Source organism: Rhodococcus ruitaii, from assembly GCF_055230935.1.
The window spans coordinates 59,398-77,038 of record NZ_JBUYWC010000006.1; the positions used below are offsets into that span (position 1 = coordinate 59,398).

Annotated in this window: 18 protein-coding genes and 2 pseudogenes; 4 read left to right on the plus strand and 16 right to left on the minus strand. The window is 67.9% G+C overall.

The features are described from left to right. Positions 1 to 70 precede the first annotated feature (70 nt). From ACZI8W_RS08880 to ACZI8W_RS08905, 6 genes are all read right to left on the minus strand, one after another. Entirely contained in the window at positions 71 to 676 is a 606-nt protein-coding gene (locus ACZI8W_RS08880) for a riboflavin synthase (RefSeq protein ID WP_463368131.1), read from the minus strand. Positions 677 to 739: 63 nt separating this feature from the next. Continuing rightward, a complete protein-coding gene (gene ribD / locus ACZI8W_RS08885) occupies positions 740 to 1,756 on the minus strand; it encodes a bifunctional diaminohydroxyphosphoribosylaminopyrimidine deaminase/5-amino-6-(5-phosphoribosylamino)uracil reductase RibD (RefSeq protein WP_463368132.1) in 1,017 nt (338 codons plus the stop codon). Then, a complete protein-coding gene (gene rpe / locus ACZI8W_RS08890) occupies positions 1,753 to 2,436 on the minus strand; it encodes a ribulose-phosphate 3-epimerase (RefSeq protein ID WP_463368133.1) in 684 nt (227 codons plus the stop codon). Before rpe ends, ribD begins: the two co-directional genes overlap by 4 nt. A gap of 556 nt (positions 2,437 to 2,992) precedes the next feature. Beyond that, the gene (locus ACZI8W_RS08895) at positions 2,993 to 3,922 is read right to left on the minus strand and encodes a 1-phosphofructokinase family hexose kinase (RefSeq protein ID WP_463368134.1); all 930 of its coding nucleotides are present in this window, start codon (positions 3,920 to 3,922) and stop codon (positions 2,993 to 2,995) included. A 9-nt stretch (positions 3,923 to 3,931) separates the two neighbouring features. After that, positions 3,932 to 4,396 (minus strand): class I SAM-dependent methyltransferase, encoded by a 465-nt coding sequence (locus ACZI8W_RS08900; protein WP_463368135.1) that lies wholly within the window; start codon positions 4,394 to 4,396, stop codon positions 3,932 to 3,934. Between the two features lie 48 nt (positions 4,397 to 4,444). Next, a complete protein-coding gene (locus ACZI8W_RS08905; protein ID WP_463368136.1) occupies positions 4,445 to 4,708 on the minus strand; it encodes a hypothetical protein in 264 nt (87 codons plus the stop codon). 30 nt (positions 4,709 to 4,738) lie between these two features. On the opposite strand from ACZI8W_RS08905, the gene ACZI8W_RS08910 reads away from it, so the two are divergent. Together ACZI8W_RS08910 and ACZI8W_RS08915 are read left to right on the plus strand one after the other, a co-directional pair. Further along, positions 4,739 to 5,023, plus strand: a complete 285-nt coding sequence (locus tag ACZI8W_RS08910) for a sensor histidine kinase (RefSeq protein ID WP_463368137.1) — start codon at positions 4,739 to 4,741, stop codon at positions 5,021 to 5,023. Then, positions 5,020 to 5,709, plus strand: a pseudogene (locus ACZI8W_RS08915) (response regulator transcription factor). The gene ACZI8W_RS08910 and the pseudogene ACZI8W_RS08915 overlap by 4 nt, the downstream one beginning before the upstream one ends. A 62-nt stretch (positions 5,710 to 5,771) precedes the next feature. On the opposite strand, the pseudogene tnpA reads toward ACZI8W_RS08915, so the two are convergent. Next, positions 5,772 to 6,194 (minus strand): annotated as a pseudogene (gene tnpA, locus ACZI8W_RS08920) (IS200/IS605 family transposase); the annotation flags it as partial. 7 nt (positions 6,195 to 6,201) lie between these two features. Here tnpA and ACZI8W_RS08925 point away from each other — a divergent pair. Further along, positions 6,202 to 7,350, plus strand: a complete 1,149-nt coding sequence (locus tag ACZI8W_RS08925) for an RNA-guided endonuclease InsQ/TnpB family protein (RefSeq protein WP_463368138.1) — start codon at positions 6,202 to 6,204, stop codon at positions 7,348 to 7,350. A gap of 91 nt (positions 7,351 to 7,441) precedes the next feature. Here the strand turns inward: ACZI8W_RS08925 and ACZI8W_RS08930 are convergent, their stop codons facing one another. The 3 genes from ACZI8W_RS08930 to ACZI8W_RS08940 all read right to left on the minus strand — a co-directional run bounded on the left by ACZI8W_RS08930 (position 7,442) and on the right by ACZI8W_RS08940 (position 10,927). Beyond that, on the minus strand, positions 7,442 to 8,878 hold the full coding sequence (locus ACZI8W_RS08930; RefSeq protein WP_463368139.1) for an RsmB/NOP family class I SAM-dependent RNA methyltransferase: 1,437 nt from the start codon (positions 8,876 to 8,878) through the stop codon (positions 7,442 to 7,444). Further along, on the minus strand, positions 8,875 to 9,798 hold the full coding sequence (gene fmt, locus ACZI8W_RS08935; RefSeq protein WP_463368140.1) for a methionyl-tRNA formyltransferase: 924 nt from the start codon (positions 9,796 to 9,798) through the stop codon (positions 8,875 to 8,877). The genes ACZI8W_RS08930 and fmt overlap by 4 nt, the downstream gene beginning before the upstream one ends. A gap of 151 nt (positions 9,799 to 9,949) precedes the next feature. Next, positions 9,950 to 10,927, minus strand: a complete 978-nt coding sequence (locus ACZI8W_RS08940) for an esterase/lipase family protein (protein ID WP_463368141.1) — start codon at positions 10,925 to 10,927, stop codon at positions 9,950 to 9,952. Positions 10,928 to 11,065: 138 nt separating this feature from the next. Here ACZI8W_RS08940 and ACZI8W_RS08945 point away from each other — a divergent pair, with 138 nt between their 5' ends. Beyond that, complete coding sequence (locus ACZI8W_RS08945) at positions 11,066 to 11,485, plus strand: NUDIX hydrolase (RefSeq protein ID WP_463368142.1); 420 nt, start codon at positions 11,066 to 11,068, stop codon at positions 11,483 to 11,485. A gap of 9 nt (positions 11,486 to 11,494) precedes the next feature. On the opposite strand, the gene ACZI8W_RS08950 is transcribed toward ACZI8W_RS08945, so the two are convergent. The 6 genes from ACZI8W_RS08950 to mihF all read right to left on the minus strand — a co-directional run bounded on the left by ACZI8W_RS08950 (position 11,495) and on the right by mihF (position 17,506). Then, on the minus strand, positions 11,495 to 13,513 hold the full coding sequence (locus tag ACZI8W_RS08950; RefSeq protein ID WP_463368143.1) for a primosomal protein N': 2,019 nt from the start codon (positions 13,511 to 13,513) through the stop codon (positions 11,495 to 11,497). 17 nt (positions 13,514 to 13,530) lie between these two features. Then, positions 13,531 to 14,745: a methionine adenosyltransferase gene (metK, locus tag ACZI8W_RS08955; RefSeq protein WP_463368144.1), complete on the minus strand. Its 1,215-nt coding sequence runs from the start codon at positions 14,743 to 14,745 to the stop codon at positions 13,531 to 13,533. A gap of 161 nt (positions 14,746 to 14,906) precedes the next feature. Then, on the minus strand, positions 14,907 to 16,178 hold the full coding sequence (coaBC, locus tag ACZI8W_RS08960) for a bifunctional phosphopantothenoylcysteine decarboxylase/phosphopantothenate--cysteine ligase CoaBC (protein ID WP_463368145.1): 1,272 nt from the start codon (positions 16,176 to 16,178) through the stop codon (positions 14,907 to 14,909). Then, positions 16,175 to 16,477 (minus strand): DNA-directed RNA polymerase subunit omega, encoded by a 303-nt coding sequence (rpoZ, locus tag ACZI8W_RS08965; protein ID WP_463368146.1) that lies wholly within the window; start codon positions 16,475 to 16,477, stop codon positions 16,175 to 16,177. The genes coaBC and rpoZ overlap by 4 nt, the downstream gene beginning before the upstream one ends. A gap of 91 nt (positions 16,478 to 16,568) precedes the next feature. Continuing rightward, entirely contained in the window at positions 16,569 to 17,180 is a 612-nt protein-coding gene (gmk, locus tag ACZI8W_RS08970) for a guanylate kinase (protein WP_463368147.1), read from the minus strand. A 5-nt stretch (positions 17,181 to 17,185) separates the two neighbouring features. Then, positions 17,186 to 17,506 carry an integration host factor, actinobacterial type gene (gene mihF / locus ACZI8W_RS08975; RefSeq protein WP_054720859.1) on the minus strand — a complete coding sequence of 107 codons (321 nt, stop codon included), beginning with the start codon at positions 17,504 to 17,506 and terminating at the stop codon, positions 17,186 to 17,188. Positions 17,507 to 17,641 lie beyond the last annotated feature (135 nt).

Here is a 17,641-nt window from a genome sequence, read left to right on the forward strand (position 1 = left end):
CCTGACTCCACATCTTCTAGTCGGACGACTCGTGCTCCGCGTCCACTGTCCTGTTCCACAGTACGACCTCTCACCCTGCGTTCTGCAGCCGCTCCACGTACTTCGCGATCACATCGACCTCGAGGTTCACGGTGGTACCTGCCTCAGCGCCTCCGAGTGTGGTCAGCGACAACGTCGTCGGAATCAGCGATATCTCGAACCATTCGTCGCCGGGTTCGCCGCCGAGCGCCGATACCGTCAGCGACACACCGTCGACGGTGATCGACCCCTTCTCCACCACGTACCGGGCGATGGCTGCAGGCAACGAGATCCGAACCACGGTCCAGTTCTCGGACGGCGTGCGGGAGACGACGGAACCGGTGCCGTCGACGTGCCCCTGCACGATGTGGCCACCGAGGCGGCTGTTCACCGCTGCGGCGCGTTCGAGGTTGACACGGCTGCCCGCGGTCAGATTCTCGAGGCTCGAGCGGTTGAGCGTCTCTTGCATCACGTCCGCGGTGAACGACTCGTGATCGACCACATCGACGACGGTCAGGCACACCCCGTTCACCGCGATCGAGTCGCCGTGCTTGGCGTCGGTGGTCACCACAGGTCCACGGACAGTGAACCGCGCGGCGTCCGCGAGATCGTCGCGTGCCACGATTTCACCTAGTTCTTCGACGATGCCGGTGAACATGTTCGGCTCCTTCACTCCCGGTCCGGGACCGGGCTCATCAGTCCCGATCCGGGACCAGGCTCATCAGTCCCGATCCGGGACCAGGGTCATCAGGACATCAGCGCCGACGGTTTCGACGCGCTCCCGACGAAACCGTAGCGCCTCGGTGATCGTGGTGACGCCCGCGTCCTGCACAGCGGCAGTCCCGTCCCCGAGCACGACCGGCGCGATATACGCCTGGATTCGGTCGACGCGACCCGCCGCAAGGAATGCCCCGGCAAGCCGGGGGCCACCCTCGATGAGCACATCGGGGTGATCAGTGAGCGCCGTCAGCACCTCGTCGATGTCGTGTGTGCGCAGAACCAGAGTCGGTGCGCTGTCGTCGAGCACCCGCGCACCGGTGGGGATGTCGCTGAACCCGACGACCACGCGCAGAGGCTGATGCGGTGCAAGATCACCATCGGGCAGGCGCGCGGTCAACCACGGGTCGTCGGCGAGGACGGTGCCGGTACCCACCACAATCGCGTCCAGCCGACTACGTTCGTCGTGTACCCGCGTGCGGGAGTCCGGGCCGGAGATCCACTGGCTGGTGCCGTCGGCGGCCGCGCTGCGCCCGTCGAGTCCCGCCGCGTACTTCCAGGTCACGTGCGCCCGGCCCGTGCGCTGCCGATGCAGCCACGCCCGGAGGGTACCGTGCGCCACCGCGTCGGCGCCGAGACCTTCGTGGACCGTGATTCCGGAGGCACGCAAGATGTCCGCACCGCCTCCGGCAACCGGGTTCGGATCGGGGATCGCGTAGTGGACGGTCGCGATGCCGGCGTCGATCAGGGCCCGGGTGCACGGCCCGGTGCGACCGGTGTGGTTGCAGGGTTCGAGGGTGACGACAGCCGTGCCGTCGCGCGCGCGGTCCCCGGCCGCCGCAAGTGCGCGCACCTCGGCGTGGGGCCCGCCGGGTGGTGCGGTGGCCCCGACCCCGGCGATACGACCGTCCGCGTCGAGAATGGCGGCGCCCACCGGTGGGTTGGGGCTCGTCGTCCCGCGAACTGCTTCTGCGGCGTCGAGCGCGAACTGCAGCGCTTCGGCGAGTTCCGGTGCGGTCACGGCGCGAGAGTCAGGTGCGCGGAGGCCACCCCCGCCTGCGCGCGTAGCTTGCGCACCGCGTCGCCCGGATCCGCCGCACCGTAGACCGCAGAGCCGGCGACGAAGCAATCGACGCCGGCTTCGGCTGCGGCCTCGATGGTGTCGGCGTTGATGCCCCCGTCGATCTCGACGAGCAGGCGCAGCTCGCCGGAGTCCACCAGCCGCCGCACCGCGCGGGCCTTGCCGAGCACGTCAGGGATGAACGACTGGCCCCCGAATCCCGGTTCGACACTCATCACGAGAAGGGTGTCGAACTCCTTCAGGATCTCGAGGTACGGCTCGATGGGGGTGCCGGGCTTGACGGACAGCCCCGCCTTGCCGCCTGCCGCCCGGATGTCCCGCGCGACGGCGACAGGGTCGTCGGTGGCCTCGGCGTGGAAGGTGACGTTGTGTGCACCGGCCTCCGCGTACGGCGGCGCCCACCTGCCCGGATCCTCGATCATCAGGTGGCAGTCGAGGGGAATGTCGGTTGCCTTCAGCAGCGACTGCACGATCGGCAGGCCGAGGGTCAGATTCGGCACGAAATGCGCGTCCATGACATCGACGTGCAACCAATCGGCGCCGGCAACGGCGTGCGCTTCATCGGCCAAACGCGCGAAGTCTGCGGACAGGATGGAGGGAGCAATCATCGGGTGGGCCACGTCGGGCAAGTCTAGTGCGCACGGCGACCTCCGCGTCGGCGCGCCCACCGCACCGAATCAGGGTCTTTCTCCTCTGTCGCGGATACCGGACGGATGGTTTCCTCGAGTATGCTCATGGCACCGTGCCCGCAACCACGGAGAGTCCCCGAACTCGACGAAGTGCCCGGGTCCGTATCCACGCGCTGTCGCGGTCACGGTCACTGAAACGCCGCAGGGGGTCGTTCCGGTGACCGCAACCGCGATGCCGCGGCGTCCGGATGATGCCGAGTCAGGCGGGCACTCCCCCGAACAGCGCCTCGTGCGACTCGATCACGGCTGTTCGCCCGACCACGCGGGTGCCGTGTGCGTCCGTCGCACGGATCGGGCTCGCGCGTGAGATGCCCCACCTTCTCCAGTCGGGCAACGACGCCGGCGACCGCACCCTGTTCCTCGACTGACCGCGCGTCGACTTCCGGAACTTTCCTCCGCTTGCACGAGTTTCCGTGGGTCGTCGAGCCACGGAAGGCCGTGCAACTGGAGGAAGGCTCGGTCGTTCAGGCCAGCGGCGCCGTCGACATCACCGACTGCGGACGAGCGCATCGAAGCGGTCGATGTCCTCGCGACGGCAGACGTGGCTACCTGCCGTGAGCAGGGCTGCGGAACCACAAGCGATCCCCAGCGCCAACGCGCCTCGCAACGGCCGGTCCTGCAGTAATCCCACGACGAGTCCGGCGACCATGCTGTCACCGGCCCCGACCGCACTGCGCACCTCCACGTCGAGAGCCGGCACCTGCACGGCGTCCTCGGCGGTGACCATGATGGCCCCGTCGGCACCGAGCGATACCACCACGACCTCCGCGACACCGCGTTCGACGAGTTCGCGGGCGGCGGCGATCCGGTCGTGCGACGTGGGAAGGTCGTGACCGACCCATTCGCACAGTTCACCCAACGACGGTTTGACGAGAAACACCCCCGACTCGATGCTCGCGAGTGCATCGCCCGACGAATCGAGGACGAACCGAGCCCCGGCTATGCGCGCGGCCGCTGCAATCCGGCGTACGAAGGTGCCCGGCACACCGGGCGGGAAGCTTCCGCTGGCGACGACATATTTCGCGTCCTTCGCCGCCTCGGTCAGAGCAGCAAGGCACTGTTGCTGCTCTTCGACAGTCAACTCGGGGCCGGGAGTGACGAACCGGTATTCGAGACCACTCGCACGATCGATCGCCGTGAAGCATTCCCGGGTGTCATCGGCAATGGGCACGATGTGTTCTTCGACATCGTCGTCGTCGAGCAACCCGCTCATCTGCTCGCCGCGAGCGCCCCCCGCCGGATACACCGCTGCGGCCGACGCACCGAGCACGCGCGCGACCTTCGCGACGTTCACCCCGCCTCCTCCCGCGTCGTAGAAGGGCTCGTCACACCGAAGTTTGCGGGTGGGAATCACCTGGTCGGTGAAGGTGGTGACATCGAGGGCCGGGTTCATGGTCAGTGTGACGATGTCGGGCATATGCGAACCCTATTGGCCGAGGGGCTCGCACGTCGACTCGAAGGGCCGGTGAATCGGCAGTTCACGGAGCGGGTTTCCACCGTCGATGAAGAGCCGAGCGTGTGGGTGTGTTGCCGCCGCGATGCGTTCGATGGCTACTCGGCCTGCTCGGGGATGTCGGCCGTCGAGTGCGCCGACACGGATCGCGAAGACGAGGTCGAACGGCTCGTCATCACCAGCCAGGGCGAAGTCCTCGACGGCCACGTGGCGTGCGCTCAGGCGGCCTGCATCGATCTGGCCGGTCGAGAGCGCCGTCAGCTGTTCGATCGCGGTGGCGGACCTGTCGATCGCGAGGATGTGGCCCGTGGTCAGTTCATCGGCGATCGCGCGTGCCGCGGCACCGGGACCGCAGCCGATCTCGAGCACGCGCAGGTGGGGTCGGATCGGTAGGGCTGCCACGATTTCGGCGAGGCGTGGTGAGAGTCGGGTGGTCACTGCTCGAGTCTTGTTGCTCGGGCGGTCCAGTTCAACACGATGCCGCCATCACCGGCCGCTCGGACGGGCGGGTCTCGAAGTGCGCTGGCCCCGATTGTCGAGGGCGATCGCGACGAGGGCGCCGAGGATGCCCCACAGTGGCATCAGGATCGCCACCGCATCCCCGACCGGGCTTGCCGCGAGGAGGTCCGCGGCGATGATCCCCGCCAGCAGGCCACCGACCACCCCGAGTGCTCCGACACCGACCCTGCGCACGGGGTGGTCAAATCCGGTGGGACACGTCGCGGCCGGTCCGGGAGCGCCTGATGACATAGGCCACACATCCTGCGCCGAGTCCCCACAGTGCATTCACCGCGAGCATGGGGACGATCGCGATCGGGTGGGCGAGCGGGCCGTCGCCACTCGCATGCGAGTGGCGCCACGATCACCGGCGCCGTCGAAGACGGTATCCTTCGGATCACCGTGCGCGACAACGGTGTCGGCGCTCCTGGAAGCCACCGCGAAGGATACGGTCTCGCGGGGATGGCCGAACGGGTACACCTTCTGGGTGGCCGGCTCACCACAGGTACTGCACCCGGCGGCGGGTTCATTGTCGCTGCTGCCCTTCCCGTGACGCTGACGACATGATCCGTGTCGCACTGGTCGATGATCAGGAGGTGGTGCGTGCAGGTGTGCGGATGCTCGCCGAGCGAGACGGTGACATCGAGATCGTCGCCGAGGCCGAGGACGGGCAGTCCGCACTCAGCGCTGTGCATCGCCACCGACCGGACGTCGTCCTCATGGAGGTCCGAATGCCTGACATCGACGGGATCACAGCGACCGAACGGATCGTCGGCGACCCGTCGCTGGTCGGTGTTCGCGTGATCGTTCTGACCACATTCGACGAGGACGAGAACGTGTTGGGCGCCATCCGGGCGGGCGCAGCCGGCTACCTGCTCAAGGACGTCGATCCCGCCGACCTCCGCGCCGCAATCCGGACGGTCGCGGCCGGAAACTCGTTGCTGTCTCCGAGTATTGCCACGAAGGTGATGGGTTTCCTCGCGACACAGTCGGACCACCGGGTGAAACCGGAACTGCTCGACTCGCTCACCGAGCGGGAACGCGATGTCCTGGCCTGAGTGGGTATCGGCGAATCGAACGGCGAAATCGGCGCGAGCCTGCACATCAGCCCCGCGACCGCACGCACTTATGTGAGCCGACTGCTGTCGAAACTCGGAGCCCGCGATCGCTCCCAGCTCGTGGTGATCGGATACGAGTCGGGCCTGGTCGTACCCGGGCTCGATCCTGGCCGGCGTCCGACACCACCCGCCTGAGGTGCCGCTACCGGAATGTGCGCTAGTGCTCCACCCTTCAGGGTGGAGGTGAAGGCGCACGCGGGACGGTCCTGCTGCTCGATGTACTGCCGCAACACCGACAGTGGTGCGCCGCCGACCGACCCGGCGAAGTACGACCCCGACCAGAGTCTCTGGGCTCGCCAGTAGTGCCGGACCAGCTCGGGGAACTCCTGCCGCATCCGGCGCGACGACACGCCTGTGAGGCTGTTCACCAGCGTCGGCAGGGCGACCTTCGGCGGGAAGTTCACGAGCAGGTGGACGTGGTTGCTTTCGCCGTTGAACTCGACCAGTTCGACCTCGAAGTCGGCGCACACCGCCCGCATGATCTCCTCCATCCGTTCGAGGTGCTCGTCGGTGAACACGCGATGCCGGTACTGGGTGACGAAAACCAAGTGTGCGTGGACGACAGTGCGGTGTCTGCCGGTGCGAATGTCGTCGTACTCTGTCGTAGGCCAATGCCACACTGTGGGGGTGCAGTTGCGATACCAGTACCGCCTGACCCCCACGCCGGGGCAGCAGTCGGCTCTGGCACGCGCATTCGGCTGCGCCCGGGTCGTGTTCAACGATGCGATCGCCGCCCGCGAACACGCCCGACGCGATAGCCTGCCGTACCCGACGGACGCCGAACTGTCGACAGCGCTCACGGCGGTGAAGAACACACCGGATCGGGCATGGCTGACCGAGGTGTCGTCCGTGGTGTTGCAGCAGGCCCTCGCCGATGCTTTCGCCGCCTACCGCAACTTCTTCGCGTCCCGCTCGGGGAAACGGACAGGCCCGACAGTGGGGGCTCCGAGGTTCCGGTCCCGCCGCGACAACACGCAGGCGATTCGGTTCACCCGCAACGCCCGGTTCGCGGTCACCGAGGGTGGGAAACTGCGGCTCCCGAAGATCGGGGACATCCCGGTCTGCTGGTCCCGCGACCTGCCGTCGGAGCCGTCGTCGGTGACGGTCATCATGGACGCGGCGGGACGATACTTCGCGTCGTTCGTGGTGGCGGTCGACGACGAACCGATGCCGGAGTTGGACACCGAAGTCGGTATCGACCTCGGCCTGACGACGTTCGCGGTGATGTCCAACGGGAAGATCATCGAGTCCCCGAAGTTCCTGCGCCGCGCCGAGCGCAAGCTCCGCAAGGCGCAGCAGAATCTTTCCCGCAAGGACAAGGGCAGCAACAACCGGGCCAAGGCGCGCATCCGCGTCGCCAAAGCCCACGCCAAGGTCGCCGACGCCAGACGCGACTTCGCGCACAAACAATCCACGAGGTTGATCCGCGAGAACCAAGCGATCTACGTCGAGGACTTGTGCGTGAACGGTTTGGCCCGCACCCGCCTGGCGAAATCCGTGCACGACGCCGGGTGGGGACAGTTCGTGGGCCTGGTCGAGTACAAAGCCGCCCGGTACGGGCGGACCGTGATCAAGGTGGACCGGTGGTTCCCGTCGTCGCAGACCTGCTCGGATTGCGGCAGGGTCGACGGGAAGAAACCACTGTCGGTCCGGGAATGGACCTGCCCGTGCGGGGCGGTCCACGACCGCGATCTCAACGCTGCCAAGAATATCCTCGCCGCCGGACGGGCGGAGAGGCGAAACGCCTGCGGAGAGACGGTGAGCCTCCCCGCGTGAGTGGGGAGCACGACTCTGTGAAACAGGAACCCACCGAGAGTGCCGGTATGGGTGCTGGTCGGAATCCTCGGCCTTCAGGCCGTGGAGGACGTCAATCCTCCGGCTTGCGCAGTGCCGCCATGAACATGGCATCGGTGCCGTGCCGGTGCGGCCACAGCTGCACGCCCGGTCCGTCACCGAGCCGTGGCACCCCGGGCACGAGCTTGCGCGTGTCGAGTTCGTCGACGCCGTGACGGCGCACCGCGTCGGCCACGACGGCGACGGTTTCCGAGACGTGCGGAGAGCACGTCGAATACAGCACGACCCCGCCCGGACGCAGCAATCCGATCGCGGATGCGAGGAGCTGTTTCTGCAGGCGCACCAGATCGGCGACGTCGCCGGGTCGACGGCGCCACCGTGCCTCGGGTCGGCGGCGCAACGCACCGAGACCGGTGCAGGGCGCGTCGACGAGGATGCGGTCGTAGCCGGGTTCGAGACCTGGTTCGCGTCCGTCGGCGACGTGCACCGTGACCGGCAGACCGCGAGTGGTCTTGCGCACCAGGTCGGCGCGGTGTTCGACCGGTTCGACGGCGTCGACGGTGAATCCGTCGAGGTCGGCGAGCGCTCCGAGCAACGCGGCCTTGCCACCCGGTCCGGCGCACAGGTCGAGCCAGCGTCCAGCGTCGTCGCCGGTGAGCGGCGCGAGGGTCAACGCCCGGCCGACGAGCTGGCTGCCCTCGTCCTGCACGGCGGCCATGCCGTCGCGGACGGGTTCGAGCCTGCCCGGATCGCCGTGCTCGAGGTGTACCGCGTACGGCGACCACGGGCCTTGTTCACCGCCGGTGACGAGGGCGAGTTCCTCCGCCGTGATGATTCCTGGACGGGCGACGAGGTGCACGATCGGGCGGGCGTCATCGGCGGCGAGCACCTCGGCGAGCTCACCGGCATCCTCGCCGAGCGCGTGTGCGAAGGCCTGCGTGATCCACACTGGATGCGCGTAGCGGAACGCGAGGTGCCCGACCGGGTCCCGATCTGCATCCGGAGCGAGCCGCTCGATCCACTGTTCCTCGCTCTTCTCCCCCACCCGACGCAACACCGCGTTGACGAATCCTGCTCGCCCCTGGCCGAACTCGGTGCGGACCAGATCCACGCTGGTCGCGACGGCGGCGTGATGCGCAACGCGGGTGCGGAGCAGCTGATAGGTGCCCAGGCGCAGCACGTCGAGCAACGCGCCATCGATTGCGTCGACCGGGCGCTGCGCCGCCGATTCGATGACGGCGTCGAGTAGGCCCTGCGCGCGGGCAGCGCCGTAGGTCAGTTCGGTGGCGAGCGCGGCGTCGCGGGAATCGAGCTTTCGCTCGCGCAGCAGGGCAGGCAACACCAGATTGGCGTAGGCGTCTCGCTCACGGACCGCGCGCAGCACGTCCCGGGCCGCAGTGCGTGCCGCGTCCACCGCAGACTGAGAAGGCCTCCGAGCCTGACGCGGTTTCGCGTTGCGATCACCGGTCCCCTTGCCGGGGCGCCGTGCGGGCCTGCGGGATTCGGTCACTGTGCACGCACCTTGTCGTCGAGGCGGGCGCCGCGCGCCCAATCTTCCGCGGCCATCGCCTTCTTGCCGGGCGGCTGGACGGTGCCGACCCGGATTGCGGTGGTCGCCGTCCCGATCAGCAGGCCGTCCTTGCGGGAGAGGATCTCCCCGGGTTCGAGAGTTGTGTCCGTCACCGTGACGGGCCCGAGTTTCACGCGCACGTCGCCGATCATCGTCCACGCGCCGGGTGCGGGGGTCACCGCACGGATGTGCCTGTCCACGACATGCGCCGGATGCGTCCACGTGACCCGGGCAGCATCGACTGTGATCTTCGGGGCCAGTGAGACTCCGTCGGCGGGTTGGGGTGCGGGGCTGAGGATGCCGTCGGCGATACCGTCCAGGGTCGATTCGAGGAGGACCGCTCCGGCGTCGGAGAGGCGGTCGAGGAGGTCACCGGCCGTATCCGTGGGACGGATCGTTTCGGTGACCACACCAAAGACAGGGCCGGTGTCGAGGCTTGGTTCGAGAAGAAAAGTGCTCGCTCCGGTGATCTCGTCTCCCGCCTCGAGAGCAGCCTGCACAGGCGCGGCGCCGCGCCACGCAGGGAGTAGTGAGAAGTGCAGGTTGACCCATCCGTGGGAGGGGATGTCGAGGACGTCCTGCGGGATCAACGCTCCGTAGGCGACTACTGGGCAGCAGTCCGGTGCCAGCTCGGTCAACCGGGCGATGAAGTCCTGGTCGCGCGGGGAACGGGGTGTGAGCACCTCGATGCCGTGATCGTCGGCGAGCTGCCCGACGGCCGACCGCACTATCTTGCGGCCGCGACCGGCGGTGGTGTCGGGGCGGGTCACCACGGCGACGACGTCGTGCCGGGCGGACTCGATCAGCCGGCGCAGCGATGGGACGGCGGGTTCGGGTGTGCCCGCAAACACGACGCGCATGTCAGCGCACCACCGGCACGACGCGATGTGTTGCGGTGGGGATGGGTCCGGCCGGACGTGTCACGAATGCTGCTCCCGAATCTCGACGACGATGATTCACACAGTCTAAGGAATCGATCGGTGGCAGATCGGAGGCAGCCGATCGGTCGGTTCAGAAGTTGCTCTGGATGATCATCTCGGGGATGCCGGTGCCCAGCGCCACGGGAACGCACTCGCCGAGACCGTAACGGTCCGGATCGAGGGCGTGCCGCATCAGGGACAGGGCGAACGGGTCGTAGACCATGTTGAAATGCCCCGTCAGGTTCTGTGGACACAGGTCCTGAATCACGTAGTTCACGGCGTCACCACTGCGCAGTGCGACGTTGCCTGCGGGTTGGATCACCTCGTCTACATTCGTGCCGATCGTCGTGTAATGCACCCCGGGCACCGTGTCGGTGGGGGTGTTGACCTCGGCAAGCAGTTCCGAACCCTCGAGTTGCTGGACGAGCGCTTCGGAAAACGCCTCCTGCGCGATCGTCAGCGCACCGGGTATCAGAGCCGCAGCGGCGCCGAGTCCGTAGAAAGTCCCTCCGTAACTCGGGGACGCGACACCGACCCAACGGTCGACGACGTCGGCACCGCCCAAATTCTTGATGTAGTAGCGGGCGACGGTGGCACCCTGCGAATAGCCGAGCAGGTCGACCTCGTCGGCGCCGGTCGCCGCGCGAACGGTGTCGACGAATTCGCCGAGCTGGGCTGCACTGACGCGGATGTCTCCGGTGCCGTACTGCTCGTCGCCTACGGCGAGGCCGTAGTCCAGGGCGAACACGCACCAGCCGGACTCCGCGAGCAGTGGTGCGAGAGCAGCGAAATCGGAGTAACTGTTCGAGTCGGTGCCATGGGCGAGGATCACAGGCACGGGGTGGTCGGCCGACGGCACGCACGTGAAGTCGTTGACGCCCGTCGGCGCGACACCTCGGTGATTCTCGGCATATTCGGCTGCCTCCGCATGCGTGTGAGCCTGCGGGCCGGGTGCGGTAGGGACGAATGAGGTGGAGCCGCCCGCAGGTTGCGCACCCGCGGGACCCACGACGAGCGCGACAGCGCAGAGCGCGCCGATCACCGCGCCGACCATTCGATGTGCCTGCACCGCGTCCTCTTTCCACGTACCCAACCCACATACCCAACCCTGACCAATTGTGACCTTCCACAGCACGATTGTCTTGTCGGCATGAGAAGACACACAACCAGATGTCGGCCACCGGCCGCGAACCGTTAGCATGTCGGGGTGGCAACGACCGGGGTGATCACCGTCAGTGCAGTCGTGTTGCGTAACGCGGAGGGGTCGTCGGTGCTGACGGTGCGCAAGCGCGGAACAGACCGGTTCATGTTTCCCGGCGGCAAGCCCGAACCGGGCGAGACGGCCGCCGAGACACTGATCCGTGAGCTCGACGAAGAGCTCGGCGTGAGGCTCGACCCCGGCTCCCTCCGCCGGCTCGGAGTGTTCCGGGCCGCAGCCGCAAACGAAACCGGTTTCGACGTCGAAGCCACAGTGTTCGAACATCCGACGGTGCCGATCGGGGGGCCGGCAGCCGAGATCGACGAGGTGCGCTGGCTCGACCTCGGTCTCGACGTCATCACGGACGACATCGCGCCGCTGACCGCACAGCTGCTTCCCGCGCTGCGGGCCGCACCGATCGAGCGCTGAACTTCGCCGTCAGCCGATCTTCGGCGGGTCCATCTGAACGCGTAGCGGCCCGTTCGCGCGGCGTGCGGTACGTGTCGCCTGCGCCTGCCTCAACGCCGAGCCGAGTTCGCGCCCTCGGTTACGGGCGACTCGGATGAGCATTCGGTGCACCTCGTCGGGCTCAGGATCGTCGGCGTTGAACGGCAGCCGCTGACCGGGCGGAAGGGGCACCGGCCCCAGCACCTCCGCGCCGTCGGGGAGGTGTGTGGCGTCGATCAGCTCGGCTACCGCGGACGCTCCCCCATCGACCGCGGCCATGTGCACAGCAGGCGGAAAACCGACCTCCGCGCGCTCCGCGACCTCGTTGCGTGCGTGTCCGACCGGATCCCAGCGCACCAGCGCCTGCACGGTCGGGATCCCCGAATCCGCGACCACGACGACCTGACCACCGTCCGAGAACGGCCGCACCAGCGCCGAGGCGCTGAGCCACCGGCGCATCGTCTCCTCGGTGGCGCGCAGATCGGCACGGCCGAGCAGCGCCCATCCGTCCAGCAGCAGAGCGGCACCGTATCCGCCGGGGGCGACAGGCTCTGCGCCGACGGTGGATACAACCAGTGCCGCTCCCGCGGGTGCAACGGCTTTCACGTCTGTTCCTCCGGAGACCACCACCTGCACACCGGGGAACGCACGACCCAGTTCCTCCGCGGTGCGTCCTGCCCCGACCACGACTGCGCGCAACGACCGGGCGCCGCACGCGTGGCACCGGTGAGTGGCGTCGGCGATACCGCACCAGCGACAAGCTGGCACCGCCGCGCCGTCCGGTCCGCCCGCCGACGGCAGGGCAAGTGGCCCGTTGCAATGTCGGCACCGTGCGGGCGCCCGACACTTTCCGCAGGCCAGGGCGGGGACATAACCGCGACGCGGTACCTGTACCAGCACACCGTGACCGGCGCTGAGCGCAGAACGGGCCGCCGCAAAGGCGATCGCCGGGAGCCGGGCCGCTCGGGCCGCGGGATCACGCGCCAACGCCTGGTCGCTGTCGGCGAGCGCAGTGACCTTCGGTGCCCACGCGCGCAGCACCTCGCGGGAGGGCACCAGATCGTGTGCCCACCCGGCTTCGACGAGCGCCTGGGTCTCGGCGGTGCGGGCGTGCCCTGCGATGACCACCGAGGCGCTGGTGGCATGAGCGCGCAACGCCGCGACCTCCCGCGTGTGCGGATAAGGCGAGCGCGGCTCGCAGTGCAAGTCGTCGCCGTCGTCCCAGATGACGAGCAGACCGATACGCGGTGTGGGCGCGAACACCGCGGCACGGGTTCCGACGACGATACGGGCCGAACCACGCAACGCGGCGAGCCAGCGTCGATAACGTTCTGCGGGGCCGAGCCCAGCGGCGAGACCGACGACCTGACCTGCACCGGACACGTCGTCACACGCGGCAAGAACCCGGTCGAGGTCGCGCTGATCCGGGACGACGAGGACCGCGGCGCGGTCGGTGGATGCCACAATGGCGGCGAGTTCGGCGAGCCGGCGTGGCCAGTCGTCCCCGGGCAACGCCTGCCATGCCGCGCGGACAGCGCGACCGGCACCCAGGGCTTCGAGGAAGTTCTCGCCGTGCCGGTAACGCGCCCACGCGCTGTGCTCGAGCTCGGGCGGCGGCGGGGTCTCGGTGACGCGGAGAGCTTCGGCTTCGACGCGGGCGTGCCGCGGCGGGACAGCGAGCCGCAACACGTCGGCGCGGGTGCCGGCGTAACGGGTGGCGACCTCGTCGGCGAGTTCGACGATCTCCTCGGTGAGGACTACCTCGCCGGATACCACGCGGTCGAGCCAGCCCAGTTTGCCGGGATGATCACTTGTGGCGACACGGGACAGCAGGAATCCGTCGACGAGACGACCCGCGAACCGCACACGGACGCGGACGCCCGGTCGGGCGTCCGCGTCGAGGTCGTGCGGGATCAGGTAGTCGAATTCGCGGTCGAGGTGAGGCAGCGGAAGCAGCGGAAGTACCCGCGCGACCGGGTCTGACTCCGCGGCGCGCCGCGGTTCGGCCACCACGACCCGTTGCCGGGTTACAGACCGGCGGCCGCGCGGAGCTTCTCCGCGCGATCGGTGCTCTCCCACGGCAGGGAGATGTCGGTGCGGCCGAAGTGTCCATACGCTGCGGTCTGCGCGTAGATCGGGCGCAGCAGGTCGAGATCACGGATGATCGCGCCGGGACGCAGATCGAATACCTCGCCGATGGCCTGCTGGATCTGCGCGGGATCGGCCTTCTCGGTGCCGAAGGTCTCCACGAACAGTCCTACCGGAGCTGCCTTACCGATGGCGTAAGCGACCTGCACCTCGATGCGATCGGCCAATCCGGCTGCGACGACGTTCTTCGCGACCCACCGCATGGCATATGCGGCCGAGCGGTCGACTTTCGACGGGTCCTTGCCGGAGAACGCACCCCCGCCGTGGCGGGCCATGCCGCCGTAGGTGTCGACGATGATCTTGCGACCGGTCAGGCCGGCGTCGCCCATGGGGCCGCCGAGGACGAACGATCCCGACGGGTTGACCAGCAATCGGATCTCGGAGGTGTCGAGCTGCGCGAGGTTCGGATCGGCCAGGACGGCATCGACAACGTGGGTGCGCAGGTCGGGGGCAAGCAGGTTGTTCAGGTCGATGTCCGCGGCGTGCTGTGTGGAGATCACGATGGTGTCGAGACGGACCGGGGTGTCGCCGTCGTACTCGATGGTCACCTGGGTCTTGCCATCGGGTCGGAGGTACGGCAGCACACCGGTCTTGCGAACCTCCGTGAGCCGGCGAGAGAGCCGGTGCGACAGAGAGATCGGCAGCGGCATCAGTTCCGGGGTATCCGAGCAGGCGTAGCCGAACATCAAGCCCTGATCACCAGCACCCTGGAGGGCAACCTCGTCGTCGGTCAGTGTGCCGGTGCGGGCCTCATGGGAGACGTCGACGCCGCCGGCGATCTCCGGCGACTGCGCACCGATCGCGACGTTGACGCCGCACGAGTTGCCGTCGAAGCCCTTGGAGGACGAGTCGTAGCCGATCTCGAGGACGCGGTCGCGCACGATCTTGGGGATGTCCGCGTAGGCAGAGGTGGTGACCTCACCGACAACGTGGACCTGCCCAGTGGTGACGAGGGTTTCCACCGCCACGCGCGAGCGGGGATCCTCGGTGAGCAGCGCGTCGAGGACGGAGTCGCTGATCGCGTCACAGATCTTGTCCGGGTGTCCTTCTGTCACGGACTCACTGGTGAAAAGCCGACTGCCGGTCTTGCTCACAGAACTCCCTCTCGACTGTTGGATGTAGCGCTGAACCGTACCTGGTGGAGCGCGAACGCTGCTGATCGGACCACATCCGACCACGTGCCGACGCTACTGCTCCCGGAGCGTCGGCGCGAGTGCTGAAAATCACTCGAGTAAAAACTGCGAGCGGAACTCGATCAACTCGACCCGGGCAGCAAGGGGCGCAGTGCATCGAGTACGCGACTGGCCATCAGCGCCTTGGATCCATGCGCGAGCGCCGTCTCCGAGCCGTCTGCCGCAAGCAACCATCCGTCATTGTGGTCGACTTCGAAGGCCTTACCGTCGCCGACCGCGTTGACCACGAGCAAGTCGCATCCTTTGCGGGCGAGTTTCGCGCGAGCGTAGGTGAGGACGTCGCCGTGCTCGTCTCCCGTTTCGGCGGCGAAGCCGACGATGACCGTCTCGGCCGAGAGCGTGCCGTCGTTGCGAGACCGCACCAGGCCTGCCAGGATGTCGTCGTTCTTGGTCAATGCAATCGAGTCCGGCTCCCCCGCCCCCTTCTTGATCTTGCTGCTGGCGAAGGACACCGGGCGGAAATCGGCGACCGCAGCAGACATGATGACGGCATCGGCACCGACGGCGCACTTGGCGACGGCATCGCCCATCTGCTGCGCGGTCTGGACCCGCACCACGTCGACAGCGGCGGGATCCTCGAGTCCGGCAACCGCTCCGGCGACCAGGGTGACGTCGGCGCCGCGCTGCGTGGCGAGGCGCGCGAGCGCGTAGCCCTGCTTACCGGAGCTGCGGTTACCGAGGAAGCGGACGGGGTCGAGCGGCTCACGGGTACCGCCGGCCGAGATCACCAGGCGGCGACCGGTGAGATCGCGGGGAAGCGCATCGGCACGCTCGAGCAACAGCGATGCGAGCGCGAAGATCTCATCCGGTTCGGGCAGACGCCCGGCTCCCGTATCCTTGCCGGTCAAGCGTCCCGACGCCGGCTCGACGACGACGCTGCCACGGCGCCGCAAGGTGGCAACATTCTCGACCGTTGCGGGGTGTTCCCACATCTCGGTATGCATCGCGGGCACGAACATCACCGGGCACCGCGCGGTGAGCAGTGTCGCGGTCAGCAGATCGTCGGCCCGTCCGGTCGCGGCACGCGCCATCAGGTCGGCGGTCGCGGGAGCGATCACGACCAGATCGGCCTCTTGGCCGAGTCGCACGTGCGGCACCTGCGTCACGTCGGTGAACACATCGGTGTGCACAGGGTTCCCGGAAAGCGCTTCGAAGGTGGCCCGCCCGACGAACTCCAGCGCAGAGTCGGTCGGAACCACACGCACCTGGTGTCCGGACTCGGTGAGCGCGCGGATCAGCGCGCAGGATTTGTAGGCAGCGATGCCACCGGCAACCCCGACGACGACGCGACGACGCCCGGAGTCCGGGGCGCCGTCGACAGCCGGAGCGTTCACTCGCCTTCGGTGTGCTCGAGCAGATCCGAATGGATCTCGCGCATCGCGATCGACAGCGGCTTCTCCTGCAGGCCCGGCTCGACCAACGGCCCGACATACTCGAGGATGCCGTCGCCGAGCTGGTTGTAGTAGTCGTTGATCTGGCGGGCGCGCTTGGCCGCGTAGATCACCAGCGCGTACTTCGAGGATGCGCGCTCGAGCAGCTCGTCGATCGGCGGGTTGGTGATACCCAGCGGGGTGTCGTAGGCCGGGAGGGCATTGCCCGCCCGGTCGATCGCGGATGCCTGAATGCTGCTCACTCGGTGTTCTCCTGAGTATCGGCGGAAATGAAAACTGTGACGGACACGTGCCCGAACCGTCCCCGACCGACGGGTCGGTCGCGAACCTCGGCTAGGCGGCGTGGGGTCCAACCAACAAGGATACCAACTCTGCGCAAGCGCGGTCGACATCATCGTTCACGATCACGGTGTCGAACTCGTCCTTCGCGGCGAGTTCGGTGCGCGCGGTATCGAGCCGGCGGGCCACGACCTCCTCGGATTCGGTGCCGCGACCGGTCAGGCGTTCGACGAGCACCTCCCAGCTGGGTGGTGCAAGGAACGCGAGCGTGGCCTCCGGCATCGCGGCACGGACAGCGCGGGCTCCCGCGAGGTCGACCTCGACGAGGACGGGGCGGCCTGCGTCGAGCGCCTCGGCGACGGGTGCGGCCGGGGTCCCCGAGCGTTGCAGTCCACCGTGGATCTCCGCCCATTCGAGCAGATCACCGTTGTCGATCATGCGATCGAAGGTATCCCGGGTGACGAAGTAGTAATCGTGCCCGTCGACCTCGCCGGGCCGCGGATCGCGGGTCGTCGCCGACACGCTGAACAGCAGATCCGGCACGAGGGTGCGCAGGAGCCGGACGACAGTCGACTTCCCGACGGCGGAGGGGCCGGCCAGAACGACCAGCCGGCCCCTTCGCGTCTCGGGTGCGCTGTCCGACACAGGTTGTGCGTCAGCTACCACGGTGCTCAGGCTTCGAAATCGAACCTGGCAAGCAGTGCCTTGCGCTGGCGATCGCCGAGTCCGCGCAGACGGCGGGTCGGAGCGATCTCCAGTTCGGTCATGATCTCCTGCGCCTTGACCTTGCCGACCTTCGGCAGTGCCTCGAGCAGGGCAGACACCTTCATCTTGCCGAGGATCTCGTCGTTCTCGGCATCGGCGAGCACCTGCTTGAGGTCGGTGCCGCCACGCTTCAGGCGCTCCTTGAGCTCTGCCCGGGCACGACGGGCAGCAGCCGCCTTCTCCAGAGCAGCGGCGCGCTGCTCGTCAGTCAGCTGGGGAAGGGCCACGATTCCTCCGTCTCATCGTTGGAAAACAGTCTTCGACCGCTGTAACCAGCGGCGATAGCGACCGTACTCACGCGCGCCGACGATTGCGAACCCGACCCCCGCCGTTCCACTCGAAAATCCGTGCGGTATTGCAGC